The organism is Priestia flexa NBRC 15715 (assembly GCF_001591565.1).
Lineage (GTDB): Bacteria > Bacillota > Bacilli > Bacillales > Bacillaceae_H > Priestia > Priestia flexa.
On the sequence record NZ_BCVD01000116.1, the window covers coordinates 1 to 12,520 of the forward strand.

The following is a 12,520-nucleotide window of genomic DNA, read 5'->3' on the forward strand; positions in this document are numbered from 1 at the left end:
TTTTGTTAATAAAAATTTATTTTTATGTATTCCTTAACAATATAGAGAGTGATACAATGAAACCGTGAAATTTGTATTTTAAAAGAGGTGTAGAAGTGAAAGAGATTATATTAATATTGATTTTGCAACTAGTTTATGTACCAATCTTAACGTTGCGAACGATTTTCCTAGTAAAAGGAATGAGTATGTACGCCTCGGCTTTTGGTTTTTTAGAAGCATTAGTATATGTATTTGGTTTATCCCTCGTCTTTTCAGGTGACCAAAGCATTGTAGCTATGATTGTATATGCTGTTGGATTTGGTGCTGGTATTATATTAGGTGGATATATTGAGTCACGCTTAGCGATTGGCTATACGACATTTTTAGTGAATTTAATGACAAAGAATGAAGAGCTAATTAACCGCCTTCGTCAAGAAGGTTTTGGAGTTACGGTCTATCAAGGTGAAGGAAGAGATAGCGCACGTTATCGTTTAGATATTTTAACAAAAAGAAGTCGTGAAGAAGAGCTATTAGATTTTATAGAAGAATATGAACCTAGAGCATTTATTATTTCGTACGAGCCTCGTAAATTTAAAGGCGGATTCTTATTAAAAGCAATGAAAAAGCAAAAAGTAAAATCTAAGCAGAAACCGAAAAATGACCCTTCGCATTTAAAGTAAGACAAGATTTCACATTCTTTTGCAGTTGTTTTATAATAGGAAGTATACTATGAGTAAAGAAGGGGTTACTTTGATTTATGCTTCCACGATTTTTGCTGTTTTAATGGGTTCATTCATTATTTTTATGAGGATGAAAGCATCTGAAAAGCCGGTAAATGCTAAAAAAATCATTTTACCACCTTTTTTTATGAGTACGGGAGCGTTGATGTTTATTTTTCCAGTTTTTCGAGTGACTGGAGCTGAATTTTTAGAGGCTTTGATAGTTGGCCTGTTCTTTTCATTATTTCTAATAAAAACATCAAAGTTTGAAGTGCGTGATGATGATATTTATTTAAAACAGTCAAAAGCGTTTATCTTTATTATTATTGCATTGTTACTCATTCGCGTTGTCATGAAACTATATTTAAGCTCAACAATCGATGTAGGCGCTCTTGGGGGGATGTTTTGGATTTTAGCGTTCGGTATGATTGTGCCATGGCGCATTGCGATGTATCGTTCGTATAAAAAACTTGAGCAACAGCTGCAGCACAACTTGATGAATAAAATGATTTAAAAAGGTGTCCATACGGGACACCTTTTTTGTCTATTCAAATAAATGTTGATACGGAGAATGATCGATACGTTGAGCTTTTAATGTTTTTAACAAAAACTTATGATCTCGTTTTGGAGTTGCCGTAATGTATCCTCGAATAATTAAATCTTCCGTAATACTTGCGGCTTGCTCTTGAAGTGCAAGTTCACCGATTTTACCGGCGATTTTTTGCCTAGCTACGTCGCGAAATAGCTCAGGAACAGGTTGTACAAGCGTTTCCAATAACTGTTTTTGTTCATTAGACCACAAGTGAATCGTTTGCTCTAAGTAATAGTCTTGCCAATCAAGAATTGACTTTCCATCTTCTTTTGGTAACCGCTTTAAAAATTTTCGAAACATAAAAAAGCCACCGATTGCAAACAAGCTAACCAATATGACAACCCATAGTACAATGAACCACAAAAACCATCCCTCAAGCATTTTATCCCCCCTATGTATTATGCTCTTAGCAATATATAGCTTTTGTCTTTATTATAGCGAGGAGTGGATAAACGTGGCAACAGCTAGTTTAGAAGAATAAAAAGTCTATATAAGTCACAAATGACTTGGTTGAGTCATTTGTGACTTATATAGAAAAAGAAAATTGTTCAGAAATGTCGAAAAAATTAAACTTTTAGAGTTGGCACGCTTCTTGCATATTAAAAGAGTGAGGAAATTAACTAGTGAAAGGAAGATTATAATGAGCAGACAATTCAGTCAGGTAGATAAAAACTTTCCGGGTAAAAATGCAAAACAACTATTAGAGCGTAGACATAAAGCTGTGCCAAAAGGGGTGAGTTACGGTATTCCAACATTTGCTGAAAAGGCAGAAGGTGCTTTAGTAACAGATGTTGACGGCAATACGTTTATCGATTTTGTTGGTGCTATCGGAACAATTAATGTCGGTCATGGACATCCAAAAGTAAAAGAAGCGCTTCATAAGCAAGTTGATCGATTCATCCACACAGGTTTTAATGTAGTGATGTATGAATCATACGTAGCATTGTGTGAACGATTAGCAGCTATTGCACCAGGAAACTTTGATAAAAAAGTATTATTGTTAAACAGCGGTGCTGAAGCAGTAGAAAATGCTGTGAAAATTGCTCGTAAATATACAAAACGTCAAGGCATCATTTCGTTTACTCGTGGTTTCCATGGACGTACATTAATGACAATGACGATGACAAGCAAGGTAAAACCGTATAAGTTTGAGTTCGGACCATTTGCTCCAGAGGTATACAAAGCTCCTTATCCTTATGCATACCGTAGACCAGAAGGGTTAACTGAAGAAGCTTATGAGGACTATATCATTTCAGAGTTTAAAAACTTCTTGAATAATGAAGTAGCACCTGAAACAGTAGCAGCAGTAGTTATGGAACCAATTCAAGGAGAAGGTGGCTTTATCGTTCCTGGCAAGCGCTTCGTTCAGGAAGTATATAACGTATGTAAAGAGAATGGAATTTTATTTGTTTCAGATGAAATTCAAGCCGGCTTTGCACGAACAGGTCGTTATTTTGGAATTGAGCACTTTGATGTTGAGCCGGATTTGATCACAGTATCAAAATCATTAGGTGCTGGCGTACCAATTAGTGGCGTTATTGGTCGAGCTGAAATTATGGACGAATCTAATCCTGGGGAACTTGGTGGAACGTATAGCGGAAGTCCTTTAGGCTGTGAAGCAGCGTTAGCTGTATTAGATATTATTGAAGAAGAAGGGCTAAACGAGCGCAGTGATGTTCTTGGGGAAATTGTGCGCGCACGCTTTGAAAAGTTAAGCGAAAGCTATGATGTAATTGGCGATATCCGCGGTCTTGGATCAATGTGCGCCGTAGAATTAGTAAAAGATCGTGTTAAAAAAGAGCCAAATAAAGAATTAACGCAAAAAGTTGTGCAAGAAGCAAATAAAAGAGGGTTATTGTTGCTAAGTGCAGGGGTTTATGGCAACGTACTTCGCTTCTTAATGCCGATTGTCATCACGGATGAACAGCTTGAAGAAGGGCTGCAAATTGTGGAAGAATCGTTAGCTGCAAGTGTACAACAACTCGTGAATGTATAAAAATAAGAATGGTGAGACAAAGGCCACCCGCTTGTCCTTTGTCTCTTAATAGAAGTACCATTTTCGTTACCAAATTTTTCTGATAAAATGAATGAATACTATTTTTGATGAAAAGGTGATTTAGTTAATGAGCAACAGCGAGAATATGTCTTATATGAATCAAGAACTTTACGATATCTTTGAGTCATCCTTTGATGAAGTTTTTGTTACGGATGCGCAAGGTTATGTCGTGATGGTAAATTCACAGTGTGAAAAAAATTACCATCTGAAAGCGGAAGAGTTTATTGGAAAGCACGTAAAGGAGCTTCAAGAAATAGGGATTTTTTATCCCTCGGCGACGCTTCAGGTAATTGAATCCAATACATCGCTAGAACTTGTGCAAAAAACAAGTTCAGGTAGGTATTTGCATGTTCGGACTCGTCCCGTTTTTGATGAAAGTAAGCAGTTGAAAAGCGTCATTAGCTATTCCCGTGATTTAACGGATTTAATGCAGTTGAAAAATAAAGTAGAACAGATGGAAGAGCAGCTGGAGAGTTACCAAAAAGAGATGTCTGATTCTGTAGAGCTAGAGGGCATTGTTACCAATAGCAAAGCAATGAAGAAAGTGTTTGCTATTGTTCAACGAATTGCTTCTGTTCATACAACCGTTCTTTTACTTGGAGAAACGGGTGTTGGAAAGAGTAGGGTGGCAAAATTAATTCAGCAGCTAAGTGTTAGAAAGAGTGCTCCTTATTATGAAATTAACTGTGCTGCTTTACCAGATCAGCTAATTGAATCGGAGCTGTTCGGTTATCAAGGTGGAACATTTACAGGAGCGTTTCGTGAAGGGAAAAAAGGTATTATCGAGCTATCAAACGGAGGAACCTTGTTTTTAGATGAAGTTGGTGAACTATCGTTACAAGCACAAAGTAAATTGCTTCATGTGCTTCAAGACCGCACCATTCGGCCTGTCGGTTCAAGTAAAACAATTCCAGTAGATGTGCGCATTATTGCTGCAACCAATCAAGATTTGGAGGCGATGGTGGACAAAGGGTTATTTCGAAGAGACTTATATTATCGTTTGAATGTAGTCCCCATCACAATTCCTCCTTTACGTGAACGGGCAGAAGATATTTTACCGCTGGTCTATCAGTTTTTAAATCATTTTAATGCAGTGTATGACCGCAAAGTGGAGCTTTCACCAAAAGCATTGGATGCGTTTAGTAGACAGGAGTGGAAGGGGAATGTGCGAGAAGTTGAAAATATGATTGAACGTCTTGTTGTTACAAGTGACAATGTAGTAACGCTAAAAGATTTACCATTCGAACAGGACTTTTCAGTTCATAAACACAATCGTACATTGCCAGAAGTCGTAGAAGAAATAGAGAGAAAAATGGTGGTCGAAGCTTATGAAAAGTACGAATCTTCTTACAAAGTTGCAGAGCAATTAGGGATTAGTCAGTCACAAGCGAATCGAAAAATAAGGAAGTATCTAGAGGGGATGGATGAAGGAGATGAGCAAGCAACCTAAGCAATTGGATAAGGTGTTATCAAAATTCGATGTATTATGTTTAGCTATTGGAGCCATGTTAGGCTGGGGTTGGGTCGTACTATCAGGTACTTGGCTAAATTCGGCTGGGTCATTAGGAACGTTAATTGCTTTTTTAGTTGGAGGATTACTCGTTATTTTTGTAGGACTTACTTATGCTGAATTAGCATCAGCTATGCCAAAGGTAGGCGGAGAGCATGTATTTGTAAAAAGAGGCCTTGGAAAAAAGGCTTCGTTTGTAGGTTCATGGGCAATCGTTTTAGGGTATGTATCTGTAGTAACGTTTGAAGCAGTAGCGCTTCCTACGGTTCTAGACTACTTAATTCCTAATTATCAAACAGGATATTTATGGACAATCAACGGCTGGGATGTTTACTTAACGTGGGTATTAGTTGGAAGTGTAGGAGCCATTATTTTAACAGCCATCAACTATTTTGGTCTCAAAACAGCGGCCTTTTTACAGGTTGTACTAACAGTCGCAATTGTTGGTATTGGTATTCTTTTAATTTTTGGGTCAGGGATTAACGGAGATACAAAGAACTTGGACCCATTATTTATTGGGGGAGCAGGTGGCATCATGACCGTACTAGTCATGGTACCGTTCTTATTCGTTGGTTTTGATGTTATTCCTCAAGTAGCAGAAGAAGCTAATTTACCGGCAAGAGAAATTGGTAAGATTTTAATTATTTCTGTAAGTGCTGCAATTGTATTTTATATGTTTATTGCTTTGGGCGTAGGGATGGCATTAGATAAAGGCGCTCTAGAAATTTCGCAATTAGCAACTGCTGATGCGATGGCGGCAGCGTTTAATTCACCATTATTCGGGAAAATTTTGATCATTGGCGGTATTGCAGGAATTGTGACGAGTTGGAACGCATTTATTATCGGGGGAAGCCGTGTTATTTATGCGATGGCCCAAGATGGAATGTTGCCAGCATGGTTTGGTCGCCTTCATCCTAAATATAATACACCTTCCAATGCGGTCATTTTTTTAGGGGCATTAGCAGTGTTTGCTCCATTATTGGGCAGACCTGCACTTGTATGGATTGTAGATGCAGGTGGATTAGGAATCGTTATAGCTTACTTAATGGTTGCGTTATCGTTTGTAGCTTTACGTAAAAAAGAACCGCAAATGGATCGTCCATTTAAAGCAGGAAAAACAACTTTTATCGGTTGGTTAGGAGTCATCTTTAGCATTGGATTCATTGCATTATATATGCCTGGAATGCCAGCTGCTCTTATTTGGCCGTATGAGTGGATTATGGTACTAGGCTGGACGCTTATCGGAGCATATTTCTTTATTAAGATGAACAAAGGGGTTTATCATAGCAATGACGAAGAAATACAAGTAAACGATACCGACAGCTCGGTTGATGCGAAAATTAATTAAAGGAGTGATCATTCATGAAACAAGCAAATCTATATATTAACGGTGAGTGGGTAAAAACGTCTGAAACGTTCGACGTTGTGAATCCAGCTACAAATGAAGTGGTAGCTTCAGTTGCCAAAGGTGGGGCTAAAGAAGCAAAATTAGCAGCAGATGCAGCATACGAAGCATTTTTAGAATGGTCCAAGAAAACAGCAGAAGAACGCGGAAAATTATTAATGAAATGGCATCAGCTAATTGAAGAGTATACCGACGAATTAGCTGAAACAATGACAATTGAGCAAGGAAAACCATTAAAAGAAGCAAAAGGTGAAATTGGATATGCGAACGGATTTGTATCATGGTATGCAGAGGAAGGTAAGCGAATATACGGTGAAACAATTCCGGCATCAGCTCCGAACAAGCGCTTATTTGTTCATAAACAACCAGTTGGTGTAATGGCGGCTATTACGCCTTGGAACTTTCCTGCTGCAATGATCACACGTAAAGTTGCTCCTGCTTTGGCGGCAGGTTGTACGGCTGTCATTAAGCCAGCTGAACAAACTCCTTTAACTGCATTACGCTTAGCTGAATTAGCAACGGAAGCAGGTATTCCAAAAGGAGTAATTAACGTCGTTGCCGGAGATGCGAAATCAATTGGTGAAGCTTGGATGGAAGATGGTCGTGTTCGTAAACTGTCATTTACAGGTTCAACAGCTGTTGGAAAGCTATTGATGAAAGGCGCAGCAGATACAATGAAAAAAGTATCACTTGAGCTTGGTGGACATGCACCGTTTATCGTAACAGAAAGCGCAGATTTAGATAAAGCAGTAACAAATGCTATCGCATCTAAATTCCGCAATGCTGGTCAAACATGCGTATGTACGAACCGTATTTATGTGCACGAAAAAGTTGCAGAGGAGTTTACAAAGCAATTTGCACAAGCAGTTTCACAGCTAAAGATTGGTAACGGTTTAGAAGAAGGAACAGATATTGGACCGCTAATCGACGAAAAAGCATTAGAAAAAGTTCAGAAGCAGTTAGATGATGCAGTAGAAAAAGGTGGAGATGTTGTCACTGGTGGATCTGTTTTAACAAAAGGAAGTGGTTTGTTTGTAGAGCCAACTGTTGTCAAAGGCGCTACAGATGAAATGCTTTGTATGTATGAAGAAACGTTTGGACCAATCGCTCCAATCGCTACTTATCGAGATGAAGCAGAAGTAATTCGTCGTGCGAATAATTCACCATTTGGTTTAGCAGCATACGTATTTACTGAAAATATCTCAGAAGCAATCCGTATTGCAGAAGCTCTTGAATATGGAATTGTGGGGTTAAATGATGGCCTGCCATCAACACCACAAGCTCCGTTTGGTGGCTTTAAAGAAAGTGGACTTGGTAGAGAAGGAAGCCACTTTGGAATTGAGGAATACTTAGAAGTAAAATACATCTCATTAGGACTTTAATTTAACAAGTGAAAAAAGGTAGCTCCCAGAAAATATGGGAGCTACCTTTTTGTTATCCAGCTGCTTGATTGGGTGACTTTGGATGTGTATAGTCAATTTCCAAGCCGCTTGCGATATTTTGTTTTGCCTTTTTAAAGAATAAAAATAAAAAGATAATGCTTACTGCAAATGCAATTATATAAGATACGGTTATTGGTAAATTAAATCCGATTGGTGCATTCATAATATAAGTTGTCGTTGCCATCGTCATAAACAATGCTGGAATCGTTGAAATCCAATGATTAGCCCCTTTTACAATGAGATACATCGATGCGATCCATAGGGCAATGACTGCTGTTGACTGGTTAGCCCATGAGAAGTAGCGCCATAACAACGTGAAATCAATTTTAGTTAAGATAAATGCAATAACAAATAAAGGTGCAGCGATGATTAAACGATTCGGCAACTTAATTTGCGAAAAATTCAGATAATCAGCGATGATCATACGAGCGGAGCGGAAAGCCGTATCGCCTGATGTAATAGGCAAAATAATGACTCCGATAATAGCAAGCGTACCCCCAATTGCACCAAGCATCAACGTTGATACTTCAGATACAATGGCTGCTGGGCCACCACTGTTAATAATACTATTTAAATCACGACCATCAAACAAACTCATAGCTGCCGCAGCCCAAATCATTGCAATTGCAGCTTCTGCAATCATCATACCGTAGAAAATTTTGCGCCCGGATTTTTCATTTTGCAATGTACGTGAAATAATTGGTGATTGCGTGGCGTGAAAGCCTGATAATGCACCACAAGAAATCGTTAAAAATAAGAGTGGGAAAATTGGAATGTTATCAGGATGCATATTTGTAAACGTTAACTCTGGAATAGGTGCCCCTGTTACAACAAGCATGGCTCCTACACCAACTGCGCTGATAATTAGAAATGCACCAAAGATTGGATAAATACGTCCAATAATTTTATCAATCGGTAAAATTGTAGAAAGAATATAATAAACGAAAATAGCAAAGATAATGATAGTCAGCGGAATGGTTCCATTGGCTAAGTCATTGATTAAAGCCGCTGGTGATGTAATAAATACAGTTCCGACTAAAATGAGTAGTAAAATCGAGAAAACGTTTACAATGTGTTTTGAAAAAGTTCCTAAAAATTTTCCAGCTAATTCAGGAATATGAGCACCACGGTTTCGAATGGAAATCATACCAGTTAAATAATCATGTACAGCACCTGCAAAGATTGCTCCAATTACAATCCAAACAAACGCTACGGGACCATAAAGCGCTCCCATAATAGGTCCGAAAATTGGACCAACACCGGCAATATTTAATAGTTGAATTAAAGAATTCTTCTTATTATTCATCGGTACGTAGTCAATGCCATCTTTCATTGCATAGGCAGGAGTTGGTCGAGAATCTTTCACTCCAAATACGCGCTCGACTACTTTTCCATAAGTCGAATACCCAATGAGTAATAGCACAAACGAAAGTAAAAATGTAATCATCGTATCAGTCCTTTACTAAGTGTTATGAAAACGGTTTCTTAAACTTAGTATACTAGAAAGTTATTAAAAGAAAAAGGACCTTTTAGTCAAATTTAGTAAAAAGACAGATCCTAAGAAGAATCATCTTGAACGTAATGTTTAAAGTCTAAAAACAAAAAACAAAACTCTTCAAAGGAAAAAGTATCAAATGTTTCACAAGAGTAAGTATCCAAAAAGTCTTCAATCATATGACGGGGGATAGATTGAAATAGTCCCATTGCTTTAAACGAGTACTCAAATTTATGATATAAAGGTTGTAATCCATAGTAGTCAAAGACATCCTGCAATTGTTCTGTATGCATTTTTTATTCCTCCTTTTTAAGTAGTATGACCATGTTGAATGAGAAAAATAAAATGAGTTTTGTCTAAAGGCTAGATTTTCTATTTCGAAGAAGCTATGCTAAAAGGATACACTGGTGATAAAGGAGAAAAAACATGTTTATGTACGTCACAATACTAGGATTTTTAGCTTTTGCACTGTATGCTTGTACATTTGTGTATGCCATCATTAATAAAAGTGGACAAGCAAAGCAAAATGGAAAGCGCGCACTGATTGGCTTCTTAGTCATGGCTGTAGGTTTAATCGGTATGCAAGTGTCATAGTTTGAGATTTCTTTGACAATTTTGCCACCTTCACTTATAGTTAACCATGAGCGAACGTATGTATCTGTTTTTGAGTTTTCGTTCATAAATTGAATAAGAAAGAAGGTGGCAAAATTGAGATACCATACACATATTGCAACATCGATTGCTGCCGGTGCAGGAGTAGCGATTCAGACAGATGTCGCTTTTACTTTTCCATACGTCGTAGGCATAGCCATTGGCTCATTGCTCCCCGATATCGATGAGCCAAACTCATACGTTGGACGAAGATCGTTTGGGCTTGCAAAAGTAATTAAAAGCATTTTTGGGCATCGTGGAATTACACATTCACTTCTTGTTTGTGGACTTATTTTTTATTTATATCAGCTATATTCATATGAATGGTTGTTTGGGATAGCGTGTGGCTATATCTTTCATGTAATAGGCGACTTCTTTTCAAAAAGAGGTGTGCCTTTATTTTGGCCCATTGTACGAAAGAAAATAAAATCGCCTCTCACATACGAAACAGGGAAACCTTCAGAACAGCTTATCTTTTACATAGCAATAGGTCTTATCATTTATTTCTTGTACAAATATAGCTTATATTCTCAGCTGTTTTAATGTTAAAAACCCCGACTTAACTAGTCGGGGTTTTTAACATTAAGATAGAATTGGCTTCAACATGTGTAATCGGTAACATAACGTCAATTGTTGTACCTTCTTGAAGCATGCTTGTTACGCTAAGTGTACCTTTATGCTCAAGTATAACCTTATTACAAATAGTTAAGCCTAATCCAACGCCGTGCTCTTTTGTTGTATAAAAAGGTTGACCAATTTTTTTTATTCGATCAGCATCCATGCCACAACCATTGTCCATAATTTGAATAGTAACGTGCTGTTGATTTATCTTGTTAAAAGAGACCGTAATTTGTCCTCCAAGAGGCATCGCATCAATTGCATTTTGAATGACATGTATAAATACCAGCTTTAATTGATGGGGTTGTCCATGAATGACAAAGTTACCGTGAGCAGTATTGTATTCATAAACCACTTTAATGCCTTGGTGTATAAAAGCTTGGGAGAAACGTTTTGTCACATCTTTCAATAAAGCAAGTAAATCAATGGGCTCGTAAGGTCGAACTTCTTGTTTGGCTAAACTCATAAATTCATTTACAATTTGTTCAATTTGATCAATTTCACTTTGCATCATGCGACGATAAGCAATATCCTGAGCACTTTGATATTCTTCACTAAACAGTTGTAAGAAACCTTTAATCGTGGTTAAAGGATTTCTAATTTCATGAGCAATACTTGCAGCTAATTCCCCAATTGCTGATAATTTTTCAGCATTTCTCATCATTTCTTCAAGCTTTCGCTGTTCTGTTATATCACGAGAGACGAACACAAAACCTTCAACTTTTCCATCATTAACAATAGGTACGCCTTTTCCTTCAAGCAAAATAGAAGTGCCATTAGCATGTAGATTTCGATAATGAAAAGTACTTGCTGTTTTTGTTAACTTCATGTTTTCAATTCCGGTTGCTACTTTTGTATGATCATCTTCATGTACATGAAGAAGTACATCCTTCCCAATTAAGGAACAAGGAAGAAGGCCGAGTGTGTACTGGTAAGAGGGTGAAGCATATTCATAGCAACCATCGATTCCGACTACGCAAATTAAATCGTGCGTGTGAGAGAGAATTAAGCGATGGCGAATTTCACTTTGCTTTAAATGCTCTTCCGCTTCTTTACGAGCTTGAATATCACGAGCGGTAATAACAACGTAGGTTACTTGATTATCTTTTACAGATGGAATCCCTCGCCCTTCAACCCAAATATAAGAGCCGTCGTCTTTTAGTAAACGATATTCTGCACTCATTTCAACTTTTAATGAAAACACTTGATTTAATTTATGTCGTATCTGATCTATATCATTAGGATGTATTACGCTAAAGTTTAAAGACTGTCCTTCTTCTGTTGGTAAATAACCTAATACGGATAAATGAGAAGGGGAGTTATAAATTAAATGCCCATGCTGGTCCACAACGGTGATTAAATCTCGCATATTATCTGTAATGATTCGATCTTTTAGCTGATGAAAAGATAACACTTGGTTTTCGTTAAATTGATATTTTACAGGTGTACCACACATTCTGCAAAAATTATATTCTTCTTGATAACCGCAAGATGAACAAACAGGCATAGAATCACTCCAATCTTCCGTAAGGTAAAATATAGGCTCTATGTTATATTATACCTCATTCTAAACAGTTCTTGGTAGAAAGAAAACCCAAAAGAGACGTTCTTTCGATAGATACAAAGTCTCATTTTTGGGTTTGGTTTTTTTATGGAGGAAGGCTCTTTTAGTAAAAAACCTTCGAATTGACGAGCTGTAATCCCATACTCATCACAGAGGCGAATTAAAAGTTGCTCTTGCTGTTTTATATCTGGTTCATAGTTAGTATTCCAATAAATTGCGGTAGGGTTTACTTCTTTAATGAGAGATTCAATGGTTGGATTAGCCATCATAAACGTCCTTTCTTTCAATAGTTTGCTATCTAGTATAAACATAAATAATTCGATTGCCCAAGTTTTAATATGTTGCCCATTTTTAATAGGACGAAATTCGAACGGAAAGAAAGGTGAATATGTTAAAACGGTAATAGTAACGGAAGGAGCCCTATAAATGAAACATGTATATGGAAGTTTACCAACTCCAATGCACGATCCTCGAATGAATCAACCGACA

Annotated in this window: 13 protein-coding genes; 8 read left to right on the forward strand and 5 right to left on the reverse strand. The window is 37.4% G+C overall.

All coding sequences use genetic code 11. The annotated features are described in order from the left end of the window. Nucleotides 1-95 precede the first annotated feature (95 nt). Together BFL01S_RS16160 and BFL01S_RS16165 are read left to right on the forward strand one after the other, a co-directional pair. Complete coding sequence (locus tag BFL01S_RS16160; RefSeq protein WP_025908282.1) at nucleotides 96-659, forward strand: DUF2179 domain-containing protein; 564 nt, start codon at nucleotides 96-98, stop codon at nucleotides 657-659. A gap of 49 nt (nucleotides 660-708) precedes the next feature. Then, nucleotides 709-1,212, forward strand: coding sequence for a CcdC family protein (locus tag BFL01S_RS16165; RefSeq protein WP_061786311.1), 504 nt, complete (start codon nucleotides 709-711; stop codon nucleotides 1,210-1,212). A 30-nt stretch (nucleotides 1,213-1,242) separates the two neighbouring features. Here BFL01S_RS16165 and BFL01S_RS16170 read toward each other — a convergent pair whose 3' ends face one another. After that, the gene (locus BFL01S_RS16170) at nucleotides 1,243-1,671 is read right to left on the reverse strand and encodes a DUF2621 domain-containing protein (RefSeq protein WP_025908284.1); all 429 of its coding nucleotides are present in this window, start codon (nucleotides 1,669-1,671) and stop codon (nucleotides 1,243-1,245) included. A 259-nt stretch (nucleotides 1,672-1,930) separates the two neighbouring features. Between BFL01S_RS16170 and gabT the strand changes: the two genes are divergently transcribed. The 4 genes from gabT to BFL01S_RS16190 all read left to right on the forward strand — a co-directional run bounded on the left by gabT (nucleotide 1,931) and on the right by BFL01S_RS16190 (nucleotide 7,643). Next, nucleotides 1,931-3,286: a 4-aminobutyrate--2-oxoglutarate transaminase gene (gene gabT / locus BFL01S_RS16175; protein WP_035320142.1), complete on the forward strand. Its 1,356-nt coding sequence runs from the start codon at nucleotides 1,931-1,933 to the stop codon at nucleotides 3,284-3,286. A gap of 127 nt (nucleotides 3,287-3,413) precedes the next feature. Continuing rightward, the gene (locus BFL01S_RS16180) at nucleotides 3,414-4,796 is read left to right on the forward strand and encodes a sigma-54 interaction domain-containing protein (protein ID WP_061786312.1); all 1,383 of its coding nucleotides are present in this window, start codon (nucleotides 3,414-3,416) and stop codon (nucleotides 4,794-4,796) included. After that, nucleotides 4,780-6,204 (forward strand): APC family permease, encoded by a 1,425-nt coding sequence (locus tag BFL01S_RS16185; RefSeq protein WP_025908287.1) that lies wholly within the window; start codon nucleotides 4,780-4,782, stop codon nucleotides 6,202-6,204. Before BFL01S_RS16180 ends, BFL01S_RS16185 begins: the two co-directional genes overlap by 17 nt. A gap of 14 nt (nucleotides 6,205-6,218) precedes the next feature. Continuing rightward, the gene (locus tag BFL01S_RS16190; protein ID WP_025908288.1) at nucleotides 6,219-7,643 is read left to right on the forward strand and encodes an NAD-dependent succinate-semialdehyde dehydrogenase; all 1,425 of its coding nucleotides are present in this window, start codon (nucleotides 6,219-6,221) and stop codon (nucleotides 7,641-7,643) included. Between the two features lie 52 nt (nucleotides 7,644-7,695). On the opposite strand, the gene BFL01S_RS16195 is transcribed toward BFL01S_RS16190, so the two are convergent. After that, a complete protein-coding gene (locus tag BFL01S_RS16195) occupies nucleotides 7,696-9,150 on the reverse strand; it encodes a carbon starvation CstA family protein (protein ID WP_025908289.1) in 1,455 nt (484 codons plus the stop codon). A 110-nt stretch (nucleotides 9,151-9,260) separates the two neighbouring features. After that, nucleotides 9,261-9,491 carry a hypothetical protein gene (locus BFL01S_RS16200; RefSeq protein ID WP_061786313.1) on the reverse strand — a complete coding sequence of 77 codons (231 nt, stop codon included), beginning with the start codon at nucleotides 9,489-9,491 and terminating at the stop codon, nucleotides 9,261-9,263. Nucleotides 9,492-9,624: 133 nt separating this feature from the next. On the opposite strand from BFL01S_RS16200, the gene BFL01S_RS20805 reads away from it, so the two are divergent. Together BFL01S_RS20805 and BFL01S_RS16205 are read left to right on the forward strand one after the other, a co-directional pair. After that, nucleotides 9,625-9,792 (forward strand): hypothetical protein, encoded by a 168-nt coding sequence (locus BFL01S_RS20805; protein WP_167556114.1) that lies wholly within the window; start codon nucleotides 9,625-9,627, stop codon nucleotides 9,790-9,792. Between the two features lie 114 nt (nucleotides 9,793-9,906). Beyond that, nucleotides 9,907-10,392, forward strand: coding sequence for a metal-dependent hydrolase (locus tag BFL01S_RS16205; RefSeq protein ID WP_025908291.1), 486 nt, complete (start codon nucleotides 9,907-9,909; stop codon nucleotides 10,390-10,392). Between the two features lie 16 nt (nucleotides 10,393-10,408). On the opposite strand, the gene BFL01S_RS16210 is transcribed toward BFL01S_RS16205, so the two are convergent. Both BFL01S_RS16210 and BFL01S_RS16215 read right to left on the reverse strand, forming a co-directional pair. Continuing rightward, nucleotides 10,409-11,923: a PAS domain-containing sensor histidine kinase gene (locus BFL01S_RS16210; RefSeq protein ID WP_169799863.1), complete on the reverse strand. Its 1,515-nt coding sequence runs from the start codon at nucleotides 11,921-11,923 to the stop codon at nucleotides 10,409-10,411. A gap of 89 nt (nucleotides 11,924-12,012) precedes the next feature. Further along, nucleotides 12,013-12,300, reverse strand: coding sequence for a deoxyribodipyrimidine photo-lyase (locus BFL01S_RS16215; protein ID WP_169799864.1), 288 nt, complete (start codon nucleotides 12,298-12,300; stop codon nucleotides 12,013-12,015). Nucleotides 12,301-12,520: the final 220 nt, after the last annotated feature.